This is a genomic window from Pseudomonas fluorescens, from assembly GCF_900636825.1.
In the GTDB taxonomy this organism is placed as follows: Bacteria; Pseudomonadota; Gammaproteobacteria; order Pseudomonadales; family Pseudomonadaceae; genus Aquipseudomonas; species Aquipseudomonas fluorescens_BG.
Genome location: NZ_LR134318.1, coordinates 2,441,405 through 2,461,420, shown reverse-complemented (window position 1 = coordinate 2,461,420; position 20,016 = coordinate 2,441,405). Strand labels below are relative to the sequence as shown.

16 protein-coding genes and 2 pseudogenes are annotated in these 20,016 nt (G+C 59.5%); 11 read left to right on the top strand and 7 right to left on the bottom strand.

Going from position 1 to position 20,016, the window contains the following annotated elements; all coding sequences use genetic code 11:
- Positions 1-99 precede the first annotated feature (99 nt).
- Complete coding sequence (locus tag EL257_RS11180; RefSeq protein ID WP_126362523.1) at positions 100-1,803, top strand: amidase; 1,704 nt, start codon at positions 100-102, stop codon at positions 1,801-1,803.
- Positions 1,804-1,995: 192 nt separating this feature from the next.
- Positions 1,996-2,973 carry a TerC family protein gene (locus EL257_RS11175; protein WP_126362521.1) on the top strand — a complete coding sequence of 326 codons (978 nt, stop codon included), beginning with the start codon at positions 1,996-1,998 and terminating at the stop codon, positions 2,971-2,973.
- A 103-nt stretch (positions 2,974-3,076) separates the two neighbouring features.
- Here EL257_RS11175 and EL257_RS11170 read toward each other — a convergent pair whose 3' ends face one another.
- Both EL257_RS11170 and EL257_RS11165 read right to left on the bottom strand, forming a co-directional pair.
- Positions 3,077-4,177 (bottom strand): polyamine ABC transporter substrate-binding protein, encoded by a 1,101-nt coding sequence (locus EL257_RS11170; RefSeq protein ID WP_126362519.1) that lies wholly within the window; start codon positions 4,175-4,177, stop codon positions 3,077-3,079.
- Between the two features lie 265 nt (positions 4,178-4,442).
- The gene (locus tag EL257_RS11165) at positions 4,443-5,849 is read right to left on the bottom strand and encodes a purine-cytosine permease family protein (RefSeq protein WP_126362517.1); all 1,407 of its coding nucleotides are present in this window, start codon (positions 5,847-5,849) and stop codon (positions 4,443-4,445) included.
- A 325-nt stretch (positions 5,850-6,174) separates the two neighbouring features.
- Between EL257_RS11165 and EL257_RS11160 the strand changes: the two genes are divergently transcribed.
- The gene (locus EL257_RS11160; RefSeq protein ID WP_064393009.1) at positions 6,175-6,660 is read left to right on the top strand and encodes a flavin reductase family protein; all 486 of its coding nucleotides are present in this window, start codon (positions 6,175-6,177) and stop codon (positions 6,658-6,660) included.
- A gap of 136 nt (positions 6,661-6,796) precedes the next feature.
- Here the strand turns inward: EL257_RS11160 and EL257_RS28375 are convergent.
- A pseudogene (locus EL257_RS28375) lies at positions 6,797-7,393 on the bottom strand (methyl-accepting chemotaxis protein); the annotation flags it as partial.
- 309 nt (positions 7,394-7,702) lie between these two features.
- A pseudogene (locus EL257_RS28370) lies at positions 7,703-8,587 on the bottom strand (cache domain-containing protein); the annotation flags it as partial.
- Positions 8,588-8,946: 359 nt separating this feature from the next.
- Between EL257_RS28370 and EL257_RS11150 the strand changes: the two are divergent.
- Positions 8,947-9,990, top strand: a complete 1,044-nt coding sequence (locus EL257_RS11150) for an LLM class flavin-dependent oxidoreductase (protein WP_126362513.1) — start codon at positions 8,947-8,949, stop codon at positions 9,988-9,990.
- Between the two features lie 189 nt (positions 9,991-10,179).
- On the opposite strand, the gene EL257_RS11145 is transcribed toward EL257_RS11150, so the two are convergent.
- Positions 10,180-10,629, bottom strand: coding sequence for a winged helix-turn-helix transcriptional regulator (locus EL257_RS11145; RefSeq protein WP_126362511.1), 450 nt, complete (start codon positions 10,627-10,629; stop codon positions 10,180-10,182).
- A 173-nt stretch (positions 10,630-10,802) separates the two neighbouring features.
- Between EL257_RS11145 and EL257_RS11140 the strand changes: the two genes are divergently transcribed.
- From EL257_RS11140 to argE, 5 genes are all read left to right on the top strand, one after another.
- Positions 10,803-11,621 carry an alpha/beta fold hydrolase gene (locus EL257_RS11140; RefSeq protein ID WP_126362509.1) on the top strand — a complete coding sequence of 273 codons (819 nt, stop codon included), beginning with the start codon at positions 10,803-10,805 and terminating at the stop codon, positions 11,619-11,621.
- Between the two features lie 338 nt (positions 11,622-11,959).
- Positions 11,960-13,279, top strand: coding sequence for a flavin-containing monooxygenase (locus EL257_RS11135; RefSeq protein ID WP_126362507.1), 1,320 nt, complete (start codon positions 11,960-11,962; stop codon positions 13,277-13,279).
- A gap of 59 nt (positions 13,280-13,338) precedes the next feature.
- Complete coding sequence (locus EL257_RS11130) at positions 13,339-13,755, top strand: RidA family protein (protein ID WP_126362505.1); 417 nt, start codon at positions 13,339-13,341, stop codon at positions 13,753-13,755.
- Positions 13,756-13,886: 131 nt separating this feature from the next.
- On the top strand, positions 13,887-14,564 hold the full coding sequence (locus tag EL257_RS11125) for a DUF1028 domain-containing protein (RefSeq protein ID WP_126362504.1): 678 nt from the start codon (positions 13,887-13,889) through the stop codon (positions 14,562-14,564).
- Positions 14,561-15,709: an acetylornithine deacetylase gene (argE, locus tag EL257_RS11120; protein WP_126362502.1), complete on the top strand. Its 1,149-nt coding sequence runs from the start codon at positions 14,561-14,563 to the stop codon at positions 15,707-15,709. Before EL257_RS11125 ends, argE begins: the two co-directional genes overlap by 4 nt.
- 17 nt (positions 15,710-15,726) lie before the next feature.
- Here argE and EL257_RS11115 read toward each other — a convergent pair whose 3' ends face one another.
- Positions 15,727-16,638 carry a LysR family transcriptional regulator gene (locus EL257_RS11115; RefSeq protein ID WP_126362500.1) on the bottom strand — a complete coding sequence of 304 codons (912 nt, stop codon included), beginning with the start codon at positions 16,636-16,638 and terminating at the stop codon, positions 15,727-15,729.
- A 259-nt stretch (positions 16,639-16,897) separates the two neighbouring features.
- On the opposite strand from EL257_RS11115, the gene EL257_RS11110 reads away from it, so the two are divergent.
- Positions 16,898-18,310: a purine-cytosine permease family protein gene (locus EL257_RS11110; RefSeq protein ID WP_126362498.1), complete on the top strand. Its 1,413-nt coding sequence runs from the start codon at positions 16,898-16,900 to the stop codon at positions 18,308-18,310.
- A 98-nt stretch (positions 18,311-18,408) separates the two neighbouring features.
- Positions 18,409-19,032 (top strand): glutathione S-transferase family protein, encoded by a 624-nt coding sequence (locus EL257_RS11105; protein ID WP_126362496.1) that lies wholly within the window; start codon positions 18,409-18,411, stop codon positions 19,030-19,032.
- Positions 19,033-19,053: 21 nt separating this feature from the next.
- On the opposite strand, the gene ptrR is transcribed toward EL257_RS11105, so the two are convergent.
- Entirely contained in the window at positions 19,054-19,932 is an 879-nt protein-coding gene (gene ptrR / locus EL257_RS11100; protein ID WP_126368055.1) for a putrescine utilization regulator PtrR, read from the bottom strand.
- Positions 19,933-20,016: the final 84 nt, after the last annotated feature.

Sequence of the window (20,016 nt, the reverse complement as noted above, 5' to 3'; positions counted from 1 at the left end):
TTTGAAGTTCAAGGTAGAGTGACGCCCATCGAAATGTTCTGCTCGCTGCACAATAACAACGATGAACAACCCATTTGAGAACTTGACGGCGGTAATCCCATGATCGAAGTCACTGAAGTGTCCATTGCCCAATTGCGCGCAGCGCTGGCGTCCGGCCAGACCACCTCGGTCGAGCTGGTGCAGGCGTATCTGGCGCGGATCGATGCCTACGATGGGCCCGACACCCCTACCGCGCTCAACGCCGTGGTGGTGCGCAATCCCGACGCCTTGAAAGAAGCGCAAGCCGCCGACGAGCGTCGCGCCAAGGGCGAAACCCTCGGCCCGCTTGATGGGATTCCCTACACCGCCAAAGACAGTTATCTGGTCAAAGGCCTGACGGCGGCGTCCGGCAGCCCGGCGTTTGTCGATCTTGTGGCCCATCGCGACGCGTTCACCATCGAGCGCCTGCGCGCGGCCGGGGCGATTTGCCTGGGCAAGACCAACATGCCACCGATGGCCAATGGCGGCATGCAGCGCGGTGTATATGGCCGCGCCGAGAGTCCCTATAACGCCGAATACCTGACCGCTCCGTTCGCTTCCGGCTCTTCCAACGGTGCCGGGACCGCCACCGCCGCCAGTTTCGCGGCGTTCGGTCTGGCCGAAGAAACCTGGTCGAGCGGTCGCGGCCCGGCGTCGAACAATGGCTTGTGCGCCTATACGCCGTCGCGCGGGGTGATTTCGGTGCGCGGCAACTGGCCGCTGACGCCGACCATGGATGTCGTCGTGCCGTATGCGCGCACCATGGCCGACCTGCTCGAAGTGCTTGATGTGGTCGTCGCCGAAGACAGCGACACCCGTGGCGATCTCTGGCGTTTGCAGCCTTGGGTGCCGATCCCGAGCGTCATGTCGGTGCGCCCTGCTTCCTATGCTGAACTGGCAGTGAAGGCCGACGCACTGGCCGGCAAGCGTTTGGGTGTGCCGAAGATGTACATCAACGCCGACCCCGACGCCGGTACCAGCACAGAGCCAGGCATCGGTGGCCCGACCGGCCAACGCATCAACACCCGCGAGTCGGTGATCGATCTGTGGAAACAGGCGCGCGCTGCGCTGGAAGCTGCCGGCGCCGAAGTCATCGAAGTCGATTTCCCGCTGGTTTCCAACTGCGAGGGCGACCGTCCCGGTGCGCCGACCGTGTTCAATCGCGGCATCGTTTCCAAAGAGTTTCTGCATCACGAATTGTGGGATCTGTCGGCCTGGGCCTTTGATGATTTCCTGCGCGCGAACGGCGATCCGAAGCTCAACCGTCTGGCCGATGTCGATGGGCCGAAAATATTCCCGCACGATCCCGGCACACTGCCCAATCGCGAAGGCGATCTGGCGGCCGGCATGGACGAATACGTGCGCATGGCCGAGCGCGGCATTACGCCGTGGGATCAGATCCCGACCCTGGCAGACGGCCTGCGAGGCCTGGAGAAAACCCGCAAGCTCGATCTTGAAGACTGGATGGATGCGCTGAAACTCGATGCCGTGCTGTTCCCGACGGTGGCCGATGTCGGCCCGGCGGATGCCGACGTCAATCCACAATCGGCAGACATTGCCTGGAGCAACGGCGTGTGGGTCGCCAACGGCAACCTCGCGATTCGCCACTTGGGCGTGCCGACGGTGACGGTGCCGATGGGCATCATGGCCGACATCGGCATGCCCGCCGGGCTGACCTTTGCCGGCCGTGCCTATGACGATTCGACGTTGCTGCGTCTGGCGTCGGCGTTCGAATCGACCGGCTGCAAGCGCCAGGTGCCGCCGCGCACACCACCGCTTTCCTGAGCAAAACCGGGTCGGAGCTGATCAGTCCCGACCCGATTGCGCACTGCCCTCCTCGGAAATTCTGGCGCGCGCCGCCGATGGACATTTCGTTTTTAACGAACTGTTGCCTCGGAATATACGATTTTTCTTTGCGCCAAACTCGTCGCTAGCATGGCCTCGTCTGACTTGAACCAATAAGACAGGGAGCGTGACATGCCCGCTACGAACATCAATATCGGCGAGCCCTGGATGTGGGGCGCCTTCATCGTTTTCGTTCTTGCCATGCTGGCACTGGATCTGTTCGTCTTCGGCGGGCGCAAGGCGCATCGCGTGTCGGTACGTGAAGCGTTGTCCTGGGTGATTGCCTGGTGCCTGCTGGCGCTGAGCTTCGCCGGCCTGCTCTGGTGGTATCTGCACGGCACATTCGGCAGCGAAATCGCCCAACAGAAAACTCTCGAATTCCTCACTGGCTATTTGATCGAACAGTCGCTGTCGATCGACAACATGTTTGTCTTCGTGATGATCTTCAGTTATTTCGCGGTGCCGCCAGAGTTGCAGCGCCGGGTGTTGTTGTACGGCGTGCTCGGCGCGATCGTGATGCGCGCGGTGATGATTTTCGCCGGGGTCTGGCTGGTGTCGCAGTTCGAATGGCTGCTGTATGCGTTCGGGGTGTTCCTGATCATCACCGGGATCAAGATGCTGGTGTTCGCCGAGCACCAGCCGGACCTCGACAACAATCCGTTGCTGCGCTGGGTGCGCGGGCATATGCGCATCACCAGCAGTTTTCATGGCGAACGTTTTTTCATTCTGCAGAACGGCGTGCGCTGGGCGACACCGATGTTTCTGGTGCTGGTGCTGATCGAGGCCAGTGACCTGATGTTTGCGGTCGACAGCATCCCGGCGATCTTCGCTGTCACTACCGATCCGTTCATCGTCTTCACCTCGAACATCTTCGCGATCATGGGCCTGCGCGCGCTGTATTTCCTGCTGGCAGACATGGCTGACCGCTTCCACCTGCTCAAATACGGCCTGGCGATCGTGCTGGTGTTTATCGGCGGCAAAATGGTGGTGATGCCCTGGTTTCACATGCCGGTGGAATGGTCGCTGGCGGTGGTCGGCGGGGTGATTTTGAGTTCGGTGTTGTTGAGTCTGGTGGTCACCAGAAAACAAAACCAGACCGAACCCCTGTAGGAGCTGCCGCAGGCTGCGATCTTTTGACTTTGATTATTAAAAACAAGATCAAAAGATCGCAGCCTGCGGCAGCGCCTACCGGGGAATTTCGTCTGGACGGAGATTATTTATCGGATTTGATGCTCGTCCACACCCGAGTGCGTACGCGTTCAAGTTTCTGCGGCAATGGCTGGACCACATAGAGCTTTTTCAGCGCTTCGCTGGTCGGCGTCAGGTTCGGGTTGCCGGTGATTTCCTTGTTGATCAACGCCATCGAATCCTTGTTCGCATTCGGATACCCGAGGAAATCACTGATCGGCGCGATCACTTTCGGGTCGAGCAAGGTGTTGAGGAATTCGTGGGCTTCGTCGACATTCTTCGCGCTTTTCGGAATGGCGAAGGTGTCGAACCAGATCGGCGCGCCCTCCTTCGGCAAGCGCCAGTCGACCACCACGCCGTTGTTCGCCTCTTTGGCGCGATTGCCGAACTGGTAGAAACTGCCCGAGTACCCGATGGCCACGCAGATGTCGCCGTTGGCGATGTCGGTCATGTATTTCGCCGAGTTGAAGTAGGTCACGTAAGGCCGGATCTTCATCATCAGCTCTTTGGCTTTTTCGTAATCGGCGGGGTTTTGGCTATTCGGATCGAGCCCGAGATAATGCAGGGCCAACGGCAGAATTTCCGTCGGCGAATCGAGCATCGCTACGCCGCAGGCTTTGAGCTTTTCCATATTCTCCGGTTTGAACACCAGATCCCAGCTGTCCACCGGCGCATTGTCGCCCAGTGCTGCCTTGACCTTGGCGGGGTTGAAGCCAATCAGCACGGTGCCAACCATATAAGGCACGCTGTATTGGTTGCCGGGGTCGTTTTTCTCCAGCAGCTTCAAGAGTTCCGGATCCTGATGGCTCCAGTTTGGCAGTTTGGATTTGTCGAGTTTCTGGAATACGCCGGCCTTGATCTGGGTTTCGAGGAACTGGTTCGACGGCACGACCAGGTCGTAGCCAGAGTTGCCGGTAAGCAATTTGGCTTCGAGGGATTCGTTGGTGTCGAAGGTGTCCCAGGTCACTTTGATGCCGCTTTTCGCGGCGAAATCCTTGGGTACCGAGGGCAGAATGTAATCCGCCCAGTTGTACACCCGCAGTTCGCGCTGCTCAGCCTGGACAGCGCCGGCCAGCAGCGTCAGCCCACACACGGTGGCGCCCAGAATGCGTTTCATCGTGACCATGGTTGTTTCCCCAAAATGCGGCGTGAGTTCGATGGTTTTTATGTTCTGTACACGGCAGCGGCTTGAAAGGTAGCCAAGGGCAAAGGTTCAGCGTTTGATTATGGCTTCGATTCTTGCTGACAGCGTAGCTGGATCACAGTGGGGGATTGGCCAAAAGGGGATTGATCTGGCCAATATGACTGACCACTCGAATGCGCGAGCTTTGAGCACATCTTGTGGCGAGGGGATTTATCCCCTCGCCACAGGGGAGTTGCGACAATTTGATTCAGGAGCGATAGCTCAGTTTGGCCGCCCTGCTCTGCTGCGCCTGACCGCGGGTCGCCAGGCAGTAATACAGCGGCACGGTAACCACCAAGCCCACCAGCCATGACAGATCCGCACCTTCAACCAGATTGGCGTAAGGCCCGACATACAGCGAGGTGTTGGCAAACGGCAATTGCACGATGATGCCGATGAAGTAGGCGACAATCGCGTGCAGGTTGAATCGTCCGTAAATCCCGCCGTCTGCGCGGAAGATCGAGGCGATGTCATAGTTGCTACGCTTGATCAGGTAGAAGTCGATCAGGTTGATCGAAGCCCACGGCACCAGCACCAGCAGCAGCGCCAGAATCAGCCCGATGAATTCGGAAATGAAATCCGCTGACGCACCAAGCGCAACCACGCAGCAAGCGGCCAATATCACGCTCGACAGCATCACGCGCACCTTGATGCTCGGCGTCCACTGACTGGCGAAGGTCTGGATCGAGGTGATGATCGACAGCACCGCACCGTACAGATTGAGCGCGTTGTGGCTGATGATATTGAGCAAAAACAGCACCATCAGAATCGGCCCCAGCCAACCGGTCGACTGTTTGACCGCGACCATCGCCTCGGTGCCTTCCGGCGTCGCAAGTACCGCCACCGCGCCGAACGTGAAGGACAGAATCGTGCCCAGCGTCGCGCCCAGATAGGTCGCCCAGAACGGCTTGGCGATGCCGATGTCGGCCGGCAGATAACGCGAATAGTCGGAAACGTACGGCGAGAAACTGATCTGCCAGATGATCCCCAGCGACACCGTCGCCAGCCATCCGGAGAGGTTGAAGCTGCCACGGGTGAAGAAATCCGCCGGCAAGTCATGGGCGAAGATGTAAACGAAGCCCGCCAGTAACGCGCCACCCATCACCCAGGTGCCGATACGGTTGAGCGTGTGAATGAAGTTGTAGCCGATCACGCCGATTGCCGTGGCGGCGAGCGCACCGATCAGAATGCTCAGCGGTGCTGGCACCGAAGGCGCGATGCCGACGATGGATTTGCCCGCCAACACGATGTTGGAAATGAAGAAACCGATGTAGATGATCGCCGCGAAGAACACGATCAACAGCGCACCGTAACGGCCGAACTGGCCGCGACTCTGGACCATCTGCGGAATGCCCATGCGCGGCCCCTGCGCCGAGGCCAGCGCAATTACCACACCGCCGATCATGTGGCCCAGCGCAATCGCCAGCAGGCCCCACAACAGATCGAGATGGAACACTTGAACCACCATGGCGCCGGTAACGATGGGCAGTGGCGCAATGTTGGTGCTGAACCAAAGGGTGAATAGGTCGCGGGCCTTCCCGTGGCGTTCCGCGAGTGGGACGTAGTCGACCGTATGGTTCTCGATCAACGGATCTTGCCGGGTCATCTGGGACATATGCATGAACTCGAGTTTGTCTGTTCTTATCTTTGTATGAAGCCAAACCGGGGGAACTCTTTGGTCACCCCTCAGATGCCGACCATATTATGGTATTCCAAACTTTGCACAAGGCTGATCCGGCAATTTCAATGCGATCTGATCCGTTATCCTCGCTGATCCAGCTTGCTGATTACCAGTTGAAACCCCCGTAAACATTGACTTTCCGACGAGTGCCGTACGTTTATCGGTTCACCTGAAAATCCCTTGCAAAGAATGTATTACGGTATACCATCAGACCTACAAACTCATAAAAACCGCGTCACAACACCCCGAGGACCACCCAATGATCGATGCTGCCATCTACAAACAAGTCATGGGCTCGTTCCCGTCCGGCGTCACTGTCATCACCACCCTGGACGATGACGGCCAGATCGTCGGCCTCACCGCCAGCGCATTCAGTTCATTGTCGATGGACCCGGCGCTGGTGCTGTTCTGCCCCAACTACAGCTCCGACTCCTATCCCGTGCTGATCAAGAACAAGCGCTTCGCCATCCATGTGTTGTCTGGCGGCCAGCAGAGCGAGGCCTATGCCTTCGCACGCAAAGGCAAAGACAAGGCGCAAGGCATCGAATGGACGTTGAGCGAGTTGGGCAACCCGATCCTGGCAAATGCAACGGCAGTGATCGAGTGCGAACTGTGGCGTGAATATGAAGGGGGCGACCACGCTATCATGGTCGGCGCAGTGAAGAACCTGATCGTCCCGGAGCAAGTGTCCGCGCCATTGGTGTATTGCCACGGCAAGATGGGTGCGTTGCCTGCGGTGGCCTGATTCCCTGTTCAATACATAACCTGTGGGAGCTGGCTTGCCAGCGATAGCGTCAGTTCAGTCAGCATCAATATTGACTGTAATGACGCCATCGCTGGCAAGCCAGCTCCCACAGGTTTTTATGTGACCCGAATGAATATCAGGTACGGAACCGGCTAACCAACTGATTCAACGTCTGCGACAACGCCGTCAGATTCTGCGCGTCTTCGCGGGTTGAATCTGCCAGGCTCGCCACCAACTGCGCATCGCCATGGATCTGGCTGATGTGCCGATTAATGTCCTCGGCCACTTGATGCTGCTCTTCCGCCGCCGTGGCGATCTGCGTGTTCATGTCGCGGATCACGTCCACCGACTCGCGAATCAATTCAAAACTCGCCCGCGCCTCGTTGATCGACACCACCGTGTCCTGCGACACCTCAAGGCTGGCGTGCATCTGCTTGCCCATCTGATGCGTGCGTCGCGCCAGATTGCCGAGCAGTGCATCGATTTCGCCAGTGGAATCCGCCGTGCGTTTGGCCAGTGCGCGCACTTCATCGGCGACCACGGCAAAACCACGGCCTTGCTCCCCGGCCCGCGCCGCTTCGATCGCCGCGTTGAGCGCGAGCAGATTGGTTTGCTCGGCAATCGAGCGGATGGTGCCGAGGATCGACTGAATGTCGTTGCTGTCCTGCTCCAGTTGCTGCATCGACTCGGCGCTGTTGCCGATCTCCTGACTCAGGCGCCCGACATTGTTCACCGCTGCATCGATCTGCTGTTGCCCGGCGTGCGCCTGGCGTTGTCCGTTATCGGCGGAATCTGCCGCTTGGCTACAGGAGCGCGCGACTTCGTTGGACGTGGCGACCATTTCGTGGAATGCCGTGGAAACCATGTCCACCGCCTCGCGCTGCCGTGCAGCCACCTCGGCCATTTCCGCCGAGACTTCGGTGGCGCTGCCGGAGCTGCTGTGAATCTGCCCGGCCGCTTGGCCGATGCGCTGGATCAAGGTGCGGATCGCTTCAAGAAACTGATTGAACCAGCCCGCCAGTTGCGCCGTTTCATCCCGCCCGCGCACCGCCAATCGAGCTGTCAGGTCGCCTTCACCCTGGGCAATGCCTTCAAGTCCACTGGCGACGCCACGAATCGGCTTGACGATCAAACCGGCGAACCACGCGCCGGCCATGGCGAACAACACCGCGCATACCACCGCGATAGCGCCGATGATCCAGGTCAGGCGAGTGGCGCCGGCCATGACTTCACTGGCCTTGACCACACCGACGAAGCGCCAGCCCAGCGCCTCCGACGGCCAGACCAACGCCATGTAGCGTTCGCCGGCCAATTCCACTTCGACCAGACCTTTGCCGGCCTCGGCCAGTTGTTTATAGCCATCGCCGAGATCATTGAGCTTCTTGAAGTTGTGCGCCGGATCACTCGGGTCGACCAGCACGGTGTTGTTGGCTTCCATCAGCATCAGGTAACCGCTCTCGCCGAGGCGGATTTGCTTGACCAGATCGGTCAATTGCTTGAGCGACACATCAATATTGACCACCCCCGCATTGCTGCCCAGCTGATTGTTGAAACTGCGCACAGTGCTGACCAGCACGACATCGTCCGCCGCCCAGTAATATGCGTCGGTGCGCAGGGTTTTGCCGGGGTTGGCCATCGCCGTCTTGTACCAGGGCCGCGTGCGCGGATCGTAATTGGCCAATTGCGGATCACCTGGCCAGAACAGATAACCACCCTCTTGCGTCCCCAGCGATAGATAGGTGTAAGCCGGATGAGCCTTGGCCAGACCGGCGAACAGCGTGAACACCTGCTGATCCTGCGGCCCCATCGGGGTTTTTGCGGCGTCACTGCTCGAGTAGCGTTTAAGACTTGCATCTATCCCCTGCAATTGCTGGTGGTCAGCCAAATACGCGACGTTTTGGCTGATACCCTCAAAAAACAGCTGCATGGCGTTTTCGACCTGGCGCACCTCCCTGCCGGTGCTGTCGACAAAATTGTCCCGCGCCCCATCGCGCACATTCAGAATAATCAGCACGGCCACCAACAGCACCGGCAGACTGGCGATCACTGCGAACGCCATAGTCAGTTTTTGTTTTATGTTCATTTACTGCGCCTTCCTTGTTCGAAGTGTCGGTCAGAAATATTTTGCGGATATCCCGTATTATGGTATACCAATATTCAATCAGCCGAACAGCCGTCATCGAAGGCGTGCTTGAATGGTGAGAAGACTCGCGAGCGTCTATCGCTCATGCCAGTGACACAGGCCCGCAAACGACCGGCCATCAACAAAAGATCCGAGGTAGCGTCATGAAATTTTCCCTGTTCGTACACATGGAACGCTGGGACGAAAGCGTCAGCCACCGCCAACTGTTCGAAGACTTGACCGAACTGACCCTGATGGCCGAGGCCGGCGGTTTCAGCACCGTGTGGATCGGCGAACACCACGCCATGGAATACACCATCTCGCCGAGCCCGATGCCGCTGCTGGCTTACCTCGCGGCGAAAACCACCACCATCCATCTCGGCGCCGGCACCATCATCGCGCCGTTCTGGCACCCGTTGCGGGTGGCCGGTGAATGCGCCTTGCTCGACGTGATCAGCAACGGTCGTATGGAAGTCGGTCTGGCACGCGGCGCTTATCAGGTTGAATTCGACCGCATGGCCGGCGGCATGCCTGCCTCATCCGGTGGCCAGGCCCTGCGCGAAATGGTCCCGGTCGTCCGCGCCCTGTGGCAAGGCGACTACGCCCACGACGGCGACATCTGGAAATTCCCGACCTCGACCAGCGTGCCCAAGCCGATCCAAAAACCCAACCCGCCGATGTGGATCGCCGCCCGCGACCCGGACTCGCACAACTTCGCCGTTGCCAATGGCTGCAACGTGATGGTCACGCCGCTGATGAAAGGCGACGAAGAAGTTCTCGACCTGAAGAACAAATTCCAGACCGCGCTCGACAACAACCCGGACGTCCCGCGTCCGCAATTGATGGTGCTGCGCCACACCCACGTGCACACCGCCGACAATCCGGACGGCTGGAAAGTCGGCGCGAAAGCGATCTCGCGTTTCTATCGCACATTCGATGCCTGGTTTGGCAACAAGCAAACCCCGGTCAACGGCTTCCTCGACCCAAGCCCGGAAGAGAAGTTTGCCGGACGTCCGGAGTTCGAACTGGAAAGCCTGCACAAGACGGCGATGATTGGCACGCCGGAAGAAATCATTCCGCGCATCAAGTACTACCAGGAACTGGGGGTGGATGAGTTTAGTTTCTGGTGTGATAACAGCTTGCCGCATGCGGAGAAGAAGAAATCGCTGGAACTGTTTATCAAGCATGTGGTGCCGGCGTTTCGGTAAAAGTTCCTGAACTCACAGGACGATAAATGGAAAACGCCCCGGTTGATCTGGGGCGTTTTCGTTTTTTGCTTATAGTCAGGATGGAAAAGCGGACACTCCGGCGCTTCTAATCATTCATGTCCGTCAGACTTTTTGACGTTATCTTTATGTTTGACCGTTCATCGGAACTGGCAAAGCACCAAAGCGCAGTCAGTGCGCCACACCGAACCGGGTAGCCACCTCATCCGGCCGCAGCGTCCGGCCGTCCTCGGCCCGCAATTCGAGCTTGCGAAGCGGCTGGCGATTTTGCGCATCCACCATCACCGAACCCGGCTCGCCGGGCGCGTACATGAACTCCCCGCCCCATTGCGACAGCGCGACGATCACAGTCTGCAAGGCCTTGCCTCGTTCTGTCAGAACGTATTCCTTGTAAGCGCCACCCTCGGCGGCCGGCACGGTTTGCAAAATGCCCTTCTCGACCAGCCCTTTGAGCCGCGCACTGAGAATGTTTTTGGCGATGTCCAGGTTCTTCTGGAAATCACTGAAACGGCGAATGCCCTCCAGCGCATCGCGAATGATCAACAACGACCACCAGTCGCCGATCAGATCCAGTGTGCGTGCGACCGGGCAGGCATTGCCTTGCAGGCTTTTGCGTTTCACCTAAAGCTCTCCGTTGAAAAAACCGCTGACTGACACGAGTTGCATCATACAACTGTGTCGCAGTTGAGCCAGCGGTTAAACCCAGCACTTGCGTACAAGTGGCGCGAGCGCTTTGCGCGGATAGTGAATCGGCCATTCCGGCTTTCATTGACGCCTTCGACGCAGGAGTTTGCATGAGCACATTCACCACCCAAGACGGCACCGCGATTTATTACAAAGACTGGGGCAGCGGCAAGCCCGTGTTGTTCAGCCATGGCTGGCCGCTGGACGCTGACATGTGGGAATACCAGATGGAGTATCTGAGCAGCCGCGGCTATCGCACCATTGCCTTTGACCGTCGCGGTTTCGGTCGCTCCGATCAGCCGTGGACCGGTTATGACTACGACACCTTTGCCGATGACATCGCGCAACTGATCGATCATCTGGATCTGCACGACGTGACATTGGTGGGCTTCTCCATGGGCGGCGGCGACGTCAGCCGCTACATCGCCCGCCATGGCAGCGAGCGCGTGGCCGGACTGGTGCTGCTGGGCGCGGTGACCCCGTTGTTCGGCAAGAAAGCTGATTTTCCGCAAGGGGTCGACACGTCGGTGTTCGACGGCATCAAGGCCGGTCTGCTGAAGGACCGCGCGCAGTTCATCGCTGACTTCGCCGCGCCGTTCTACGGCACCAATCAGGGCCAGAAAGTCTCTGACGGCGTGCTCACGCAAACCCTGAATATCGCGTTGATGGCGTCGCTCAAAGGCACCGTGGATTGCGTGACCGCGTTCTCGGAAACCGACTTCCGTCCGGACATGGCAAAAATCGACGTGCCGACGTTGGTGATTCATGGCGATGGCGATCAGATCGTGCCGTTCGAGACCACCGGCAAGCAGGCGGCCGCACAAATCAAGGGCGCCGAGCTGAAAGTGTATGCCGGCGCACCGCATGGTTTCGCAGCGACGCATGCGCAGGCGTTGAATGAAGATCTGTTGGGCTTCCTCAATCGTTAATTCTTCCAGACTCACGCACCCTGTGGCGAGGGAGCTTGCTCCCGCTGGACTGCGTAGCAGGCCCTTTTTTGCTGAATCAAAAGAGGGCCGCTTCGCGGCCCAGCGGGAGCAAGCTCCCTTGCCACAAATTGCTCATCTGCTGAATGCCACACCTGCTGACTGCAACCCCCAAAGCCCCGCATTCAAAGGCCTACAGCCCTCTGCATCAGAATTTTATCTTCACATCCCAGCTTAATAATATTTTACCGATACCCCCCCTCTCCCTAGTCTGACCTCAAGCCAAACGGACAAGCCAACAGCGGCCCGAATCCAACTGCCTTGCTAGGAAGGATGTAGAGATGACCCCTGAAATAATAAAAACAGACACGCTGATCGTCGGTGCCGGCCAAGCGGGCGTGGCGATGAGCGAGCACCTGAGCAAACTCGGCGTGCCGCATCTGGTGCTTGAGCGCAATCGCATTGCCGAACGCTGGCGCACCGGGCGCTGGGACTCGCTGGTTGCCAATGGCCCGGCGTGGCACGACCGCTTCCCGGGTCTGGAATTCGATGACGTCGACCCCGACGGTTTCGCCGCTAAAGAGCGCGTGGCCGATTACTTCGAAGCCTATGCGAAGAAATTCAATGCGCCGATCCGTACCGGCGTTGAAGTGAAAAGCGTGGTGCGTAATGTCGGCCGCCCAGGCTTCACCGTCGAGACGTCCGAAGGTGTGATCGAAGCCAGCCGGGTGGTTGCCGCCACAGGCCCGTTCCAGAAACCGGTGATCCCGGCAATTGCCCCGAAAGACGCGCGTCTTCTGCAGATTCATTCCGCTGATTATCGCAATCCGCAGCAGTTACCGGATGGCGCGGTATTGGTGGTTGGCGCGGGCTCGTCCGGGGTGCAGATCGCCGATGAACTGCAACGTTCGGGCAAGCAGGTTTACCTCTCGGTCGGTGCCCACGACCGCCCGCCTCGCGCCTACCGCAACCGCGATTTCTGCTGGTGGCTGGGTGTGCTCGGCGAATGGGATCAAGCGGCGATGAAACCGGGCCGCGAGCACGTGACCATCGCGGTCAGCGGCGCTCATGGCGGCCGGACTATCGATTTCCGCGGCCTGGCCCATCGCGGCATGACGCTGGTCGGCGTCACCGAAGCGTTCAATGACGGCGTGGTCACGTTCAAACAGGATCTGCTCGGCAACCTCAATCGCGGCGACGAAAATTATCTGGCGTTGCTCGATGCGGCCGATGCCTACATCGAGCGCAACGGCCTTGATCTGCCGGAAGAACCTGAAGCGCGGGAAATGTTTCCCGATCCTGAGTGCGTGAAAAATCCGCTGGTCGATCTCGATCTGGCTGCAGCCGGCGTGACGTCCATCATCTGGGCTACCGGGTTTGCCGTGGATTATTCCTGGCTGCAGGTCGCCGCGTTCGACGACCGCGGCAGGCCCGTGCACCAGCGCGGCGTGTCGAGCGAGCCGGGGGTTTATTTCCTCGGTTTGCCGTGGCAATCGCGCCGGGGCTCGTCGTTCATCTGGGGCGTGTGGCATGACGCCAAACACGTCGCTGATCACATCGCGACCCAGCGTAAATACCTCGAATATCGCGACGCCGAACAGCGTGAGGCCGAACTGCATTCGCCAGCGCACACCAAAATCGCCGACACCATCGACGCTTGATTTCCTCTTTCGCTCCGGCGTCGATTGGCGCCGGCGCAAGCCTTCTGCAGGAGCTGCACATGAGCAAGCCAACCCACACTCGCATTCGCATGTTCAACACCAAAGACACTTACCCGAACCAGACTCTGGACAACGACCTGTGCCAGGCCGTCCGCGCCGGCAACACCGTGTATGTGCGCGGTCAGGTGGGCACTGATTTCGACGGCAACCTGGTCGGTTTGGGTGACGCGCGGGCGCAGGCCGAACAGGCGATGCGCAACGTCAAGCAATTGCTGGAAGAAGCCGGCAGCGACATGAGCCACATCGTCAAGACCACCACCTACCTGGTCGACCCGCGCTATCGCGAAGCGGTGTACGGCGAAGTCGGCAAGTGGCTCAAGGGCGTGTTTCCGATCTCTACCGGATTGGTGGTGTCGGCACTCGGGCAGCCGCAGTGGTTGATGGAGATTGATGTGATTGCGGTGATTCCTGAGTAAGCAGGTTTACCGCGTTATGGCCATCGCCAGCAGGGCTGGCTCCCACAGGTTTTGTGAACAACACAACTCCACTATGGGAGCTAAGCCCTGCTCGCGATGAGGCCAGCCCAGACACACAAGGAGTTAAGTAGATGACCTTTTCAATCGCAGCCCGCTGCGCCGACACCGGCCAGTTCGGTGTCGCCATCAGTTCCTCGAGCATCGCCGTTGGCGCGCGCTGCCCATGGCTATTGCCGGGCGTCGGCGCCGTGTCGAGCCAGAACATCACCCTGCCGTCCCTCGGCCCGGAAGTCCTCGCGTTGCTGGAGCAAGGCTTGGCCCCCGACGATGCGCTGGACCAAGTGCTCACGCGCAATGGCTACAGCCAGTTCCGCCAGATCACCGCGATCAATCATCTCGGCCAGACCGCCCACTTCAGCGGTGCGCAGACCCTCGGCGTGCACAATGCGGTCAGCGGCGAACAATGCGTCGCTGCCGGCAACATGCTTGCTGGCCGCTCGGTGATCGAAGCGATGGTCAGCGCTTTCGAAAACGGCGAAGGCCAACTGGCCGAGCGCCTGCTCAAAGCCCTGCACGCGGCCCAAGCCCTCGGCGGCGAAGCCGGCCCGGTGCATTCGGCGGCGGTGGTGGTTGTCGGCGAACAGACCTGGCCGATCGTCAACCTGCGCGTCGACTGGGCCGATGAAAACCCGATCGGGCAACTGCAAAAACTATGGGAAGCGTACGAGCCTCAACTGCAGGATTACATCGACCGCGCCCTCGACCCAGCCAAAGCGCCGGGTTATGGCGTTGCCGGGGATGATCGATGAACAGCGTCGAGCTGCTCAGGGCGCTGGTGGGTTTCGATACCACCAGCCGCGAATCCAACTTGCAACTGATCGAATTCGTCCGCGATTACCTGGAAGGTTTCGACGTGCCCTGCGCGCTGATCTACAACGATGAGCGCAGCAAAGCCAATCTGTTCGCCACCCTCGGCCCGGCGGATCAGCCGGGCATCGTGCTGTCCGGGCACACCGATGTGGTGCCGGTGGATGGCCAGCCGTGGACATTTCCACCGTTCCAATTGACGGAGCGCGACGGCAAATTGTTCGGCCGCGGTACGGCGGATATGAAAGGCTATATTGCCTGCGTGCTCGCATTGGTGCCGGCGCTGAGCCAGGCGTCATTGCGCATCCCGGTGCACATCGCCCTGTCTTACGACGAAGAAGTCGGCTGCCTTGGTGTGCGTTCCTTGCTCGACGTGTTGCGGCAGCGTCCGGTCAAACCGCTGCTGTGCATCATCGGCGAACCCACCGAACTGAAACCGGTACTCGGCCACAAGGGCAAACTGGCGATGCGCTGCGATGTGCACGGCCATCCGTGTCATTCGGCCTACGCGCCACTGGGCGTCAACGCTATCGAATACGCCGCCGAACTGATTGCCGAACTCGGCCGCCTCGGCCATCAATTGCGCGCGCCGGAACATCAGGACCCGCGCTTCGATCCGCCCTACAGCACCGTGCAGACCGGCGTGATCAGCGGCGGCAAAGCGTTGAACATCGTCCCGGCCGATTGCCGTTTCGACTTCGAAATCCGCGCCCTGCCCTCGCAGGATCCAGCGCTGGTTGCCGAAGCCCTCAAAGCTTACGCCGAGCGCGAAGTTCTGCCGCGTATGCGTGCGGTCAGCGCACACAGCGATATCCGTTTTCGCGAGCTGTCGGCGTATCCCGGGCTGGTCACCGACGCGCACAGCCAGGCTGCCGAACTGATCGCGGCGTTCTGCGGTTCGAAGGATTTCGGCACGGTGGCGTTTGGCACCGAAGGCGGACTGTTCGATGCGGTGGGCATTCCCACGGTGGTCTGTGGGCCGGGCAGCATGGATCAAGGCCACAAACCCGATGAGTTTGTCAGTCTCGATCAAATACAGGCGTGCGATGCCATGCTTCAGCGCGTGTTGGCGTTTATCCGCAATTGAACCGGGCTCGACTGCGCTCAAGGGTGCAGTCGGGCCAACTCCTCACGGCAGTGGTCGACAAACAATTGCACCGGTTTGGTCAGTTGCGCCCGCCGCAGCCACGCCGCCGACAACCCCGAACCGGTTACGGTTTCGGCCAGCGGCACGCACACCACTTGCTGGCCGTCATAGGTGTAATCGCTGAAGGGTCGGGTCACCAGAATCGAAAAGCCGAAACCGTTGGCGACCATGCCGCGCACCATCTCGATCGACGGTGAGCTGAAGACGATGTTCGGCGTCAATCCGCGCTCCTCGAAGATGCTCACGAAGTAGGTTCGACTCGGCACCACATCGAGCAGAATCATCGGTTCGAGCACCAGTTCATGCAGCGAGACTTTGGCCTGTTGGGCGAAGCGATGGTTCGCCGGCAGCAACGCGTAAGGTTGCTGCGGCGGCATCAGCGGTGTGGTCTCGATCGTGCTGTCGAGGTCGTGTTCGAACATCATCGCCACATCGATGCTTCCGGCGGTCAGCGCCTGCACCAGTTCCTGCTGCTCGCCATCGCGAATGCGGATTTCCACCCCCGGCCAGCGCGCCTTGAAACCGGCGATCAGGCGTGGCAGGTACAGCGGCGCAACGGTTTCGAAACAGCCGACATCGATCTGCCCCGAGACTACGTCGTTGTCCGCCAGGGCGTTCTGCTCGAACTCATGGGCCACCCGCAGCAGCTCCTGCGCCTTGCGATAGAAGCGCGAGCCGCTTGGTGTCAGCGAGACGCCTTGGGCGTGGTGACGAATGAACAGCTGCACGCCGAAGCTCTCTTCCAGATGCTTGATCGCCGTCGACACTGACGGCTGCGCGATATAGAGCTTGCGCGAAGCCTCGGCAACGCTGCCGCAATCGGCGGTGGTGACGAAGTATTTGAGCTGGCGCAGGTTATAGGCAGCCATGGGAATCTCCAGAAGATCAAAGGATCGCAGCCTTCGGCAGCTCCTACAAAAAGCCGTGTGAATCCAGATAAGAGAGAAGCCTGAACATACCGGAGCTGCGCGTAACCCGGAGCATATTTTTTTTAACGTCTGAAGCAACAAACTTACTAATTTATCTATCCCGAGCCTTTGCACATGATCGCTTCAACAAGAAATGCGCCGCCCGTGCCGGCGCTTGCCGAAGTACGTCCACGTACTCATCCTTGCCTTGGAGTTCGTCATGGCTATCCCCGAAGCAACCTCCGCTCCGCTCATTGAAAAACACACGATAGGCTACGTGCCCCCCGAAGATCGCCATGGAAAGGTCAGGGATCTGTTCACGCTCTGGTTCGGCGGCAATATCGCGCCGTTACCGATTGTCACCGGTGCTCTGGGCGTACAGCTGTTCCATTTGAATCTGGTCTGGGGGATCGTCGCGATTCTCGTCGGCCATCTGGTCGGCGGCGTGCTCATGGCACTGCATTCGGCGCAAGGCCCGCAGATGGGCATTCCGCAGATGATCCAGAGCCGCGCCCAGTTCGGCTCCCTTGGCGCACTGCTGGTGGTGCTGATTGCTGGCGTCATGTACATCGGTTTCTTCGCTTCGAACATCGTTCTCGCCGGCAAATCGTTGCACGGTGTGGTCGACAGCGTGCCAGTGCCGGTGGGCATCGTCATCGGCGCAATCGGATCGGGGATCATCGGCATCATCGGTTACCGCTTCATTCACGTGCTCAATCGCATTGGCACTTGGGTGCTGGGAATCGGCATCGCGGTGGGTTTCATCTACATCTTCACCCACATTCAGACCGACGATTTCCTCACCCGTGGCAGCTTCAACCTCTCCGGCTGGCTCGCGACCGTGTCGCTGGCGGCGTTGTGGCAGATCGCGTTTGCGCCTTACGTGTCCGACTACTCGCGTTATCTGCCGGCCGATGTGAAAGTCTCTTCGACCTTCTGGACCACATACCTCGGTTCGGCGCTGGGCTCGAGCCTGGCGTTCATTTTCGGCGCCGTCGCGGTGCTGGCGACGCCGGTGGGTATGGACACCATGGACGCGGTCAAACTCGCCACCGGTTCCATCGGTCCGTTGATGCTGGTGCTGTTCCTGCTCAGCGTGATCAGCCATAACGCCCTTAACCTGTATGGCGCGGTGCTGTCGCTGATTACCTTGGTGCAGACCTTCGCTTACCGCTGGATCCCGACTGCCAAGAGCCGCGCGGTGATCTCGATCATCGTGCTGCTGGCCTGCTGCTTTGCCGCCGTTGGGGCCTCGAAGGATTTCATCGGCCACTTTGTCGACATGGTGCTGGTGCTGCTGGTGGTGCTGGTGCCGTGGACCGCAATCAACCTGATCGACTTCTATGCGATCCACAAAGGCAAGTACGACATCCAATCGATTTTCCAGGTCGACGGCGGTATTTACGGTCGCTACAACCCGCAGGCTTTGCTGGCGTACGTGGTCGGCATCGCCGTACAGATTCCGTTCATGAACACGCCGCTCTACGTCGGCCCGGTCTCGGCGCACATCAACGGCGCGGATCTGTCATGGCTGGTGGGCTTGCTGGTGACCTCGCCGCTGTATTTCTGGCTGGCCAATCGCGACACGTCCTATCGTCGACGGATGATGGCTGGCATGGCGAGTAGCCTTTAAGGTCGACTCAGCGCAACAAATGGCCCGCCTGCTGCGGGCCATTTTTTTTGCGCTGTGCTATTTGTTGAGGCCTGATGACACAATAAGAGGGCAACCCAATGCTGCGCATACTCGGCAGAGCCTCATCGATCAACGTGCGCAAAGTGCTGTGGACCTGCGCCGAATTGCAGATCCCGTTCGAGCGTGAAGAGTGGGGTTCGGGGTTCAAATCGACGCAGACGCCGGAGTTTCTCGCGCTGAATCCTTGCGCCATGGTGCCGGTGATTCAGGACGGCGATTTCACCTTGTGGGAATCGAACACGATCATCCGTTATCTAGCGTCGCGCTACGGCGGCGCAGCAATTTATCCGGCTGATCCGATTACCAGAGCGCGTGTCGATCAGTGGATTGACTGGCAAGCCTCAGAGCTGAACCGCTCATGGTCATATCCGCTGATGGCGCTGGTACGCAAATCGCCGGATTACCAGGACAGCGCCGCGCTGGCAGCGGGATGCCGGGACTGGTCACGCAACATGCAAATCCTCGACCGGCAACTGCACAAGACCGGCGCCTATGTCAGCGGCGACACGTTTTCATTGGCGGATATCCCCATTGGACTGTCGGTGAACCGCTGGTTCGAAACGCCCCTCGCGCATCCAGAATTCGCCGCCGTGCGTGCTTACTACGACCGCTTGAATCTGCGCGAGGGCTATCGACTGTATGGGCGAAACGGCACGCCGTGAGCGAATGGCTTTCACGGATGATCACTGCTCGGCGCGCACCACGCCACGCTCTTCAAGCAAGCGCACAAACATGCTCAGGCTGCGCGATACCGTGCCCCGCCGCCACACCAGCCAAGTCGTCAGATAACGGAAATCCGCGTGCAGCGGCCACACGCTGACGGTGGCGCTGCCCGGCATGCTTTGCAGCATCTTGCGCGGCATCAAGGCCAGGCCCGCCCCCGCACTGACGCAGGCGAGCATGCCGTGGTAGGACTCCATTTCAAAGATCTTGCCCGGTACGGCGGCGTCGGTGCTGAACCATTTTTCGAAGTGATGACGGTAGGAGCAGTTGGAACGAAAGGCGTAAATATTTTCGCCATTCACATCTGCCGCACGCTCAACCGGTGAATGATTGAGCGGCGCGATGATGACCATTTCCTCTTCGAACGCCGGCACGCCTTCCAGCGTCGGGTGCAGCACCGGGCCGTCGACAAACGCAGCCGCCAGCCGCCCGGAAAGTACGCCGTCAATCATCGTCCCGGATGGCCCGGTAGACAGGTCGAGGTCGACTTTGGGGTGCAACTGGTTGTACGCCGCCAGCAGTTCGGGAATACGTACCGCCGCTGTACTTTCCAGCGAACCCAACGGGAAAGCCCCCTGCGGTTCCTGCCCCGCCACCGTCGCCCGTGCCTCCAATACCAGATCGAGAATGCGCCGTGCGTACTCGAGAAAACTCCAGCCCGCGGGTGACAGGCGCAAGCGGCTTTTCTCGCGAATAAACAGATCGACGCCGAGATCCTGCTCCAATTGCTTGATTCGCGTGGTCAGGTTCGACGGCACGCGATGAATCTGCGCGGCGGCGGCGCTGATGCTGCCGTGTTCGGCGACCGCTTTGAAAATCTCGAGCTGCACCAGATCCACAGTCATTCTCCAATCGTGAAAGAAACGATCTTTATTATTCAGTTTCCAGAAAACAAACACCACCCTACTCTAGGCCCATCCGAC

Coding starts and splice junctions, on each gene's coding strand:
- EL257_RS11180 (WP_126362523.1), top strand. CDS start 100: ATGATCGAAGTCACTGAAGTGTCCATTGCCCAATTGCGCGCAGCGCTG.
- EL257_RS11175 (WP_126362521.1), top strand. CDS start 1,996: ATGCCCGCTACGAACATCAATATCGGCGAGCCCTGGATGTGGGGCGCC.
- EL257_RS11170 (WP_126362519.1), bottom strand. CDS start 4,177: ATGGTCACGATGAAACGCATTCTGGGCGCCACCGTGTGTGGGCTGACG.
- EL257_RS11165 (WP_126362517.1), bottom strand. CDS start 5,849: ATGTCCCAGATGACCCGGCAAGATCCGTTGATCGAGAACCATACGGTC.
- EL257_RS11160 (WP_064393009.1), top strand. CDS start 6,175: ATGATCGATGCTGCCATCTACAAACAAGTCATGGGCTCGTTCCCGTCC.
- EL257_RS11150 (WP_126362513.1), top strand. CDS start 8,947: ATGAAATTTTCCCTGTTCGTACACATGGAACGCTGGGACGAAAGCGTC.
- EL257_RS11140 (WP_126362509.1), top strand. CDS start 10,803: ATGAGCACATTCACCACCCAAGACGGCACCGCGATTTATTACAAAGAC.
- EL257_RS11135 (WP_126362507.1), top strand. CDS start 11,960: ATGACCCCTGAAATAATAAAAACAGACACGCTGATCGTCGGTGCCGGC.
- EL257_RS11130 (WP_126362505.1), top strand. CDS start 13,339: ATGAGCAAGCCAACCCACACTCGCATTCGCATGTTCAACACCAAAGAC.
- EL257_RS11125 (WP_126362504.1), top strand. CDS start 13,887: ATGACCTTTTCAATCGCAGCCCGCTGCGCCGACACCGGCCAGTTCGGT.
- argE (WP_126362502.1), top strand. CDS start 14,561: ATGAACAGCGTCGAGCTGCTCAGGGCGCTGGTGGGTTTCGATACCACC.
- EL257_RS11115 (WP_126362500.1), bottom strand. CDS start 16,638: ATGGCTGCCTATAACCTGCGCCAGCTCAAATACTTCGTCACCACCGCC.
- EL257_RS11110 (WP_126362498.1), top strand. CDS start 16,898: ATGGCTATCCCCGAAGCAACCTCCGCTCCGCTCATTGAAAAACACACG.
- EL257_RS11105 (WP_126362496.1), top strand. CDS start 18,409: ATGCTGCGCATACTCGGCAGAGCCTCATCGATCAACGTGCGCAAAGTG.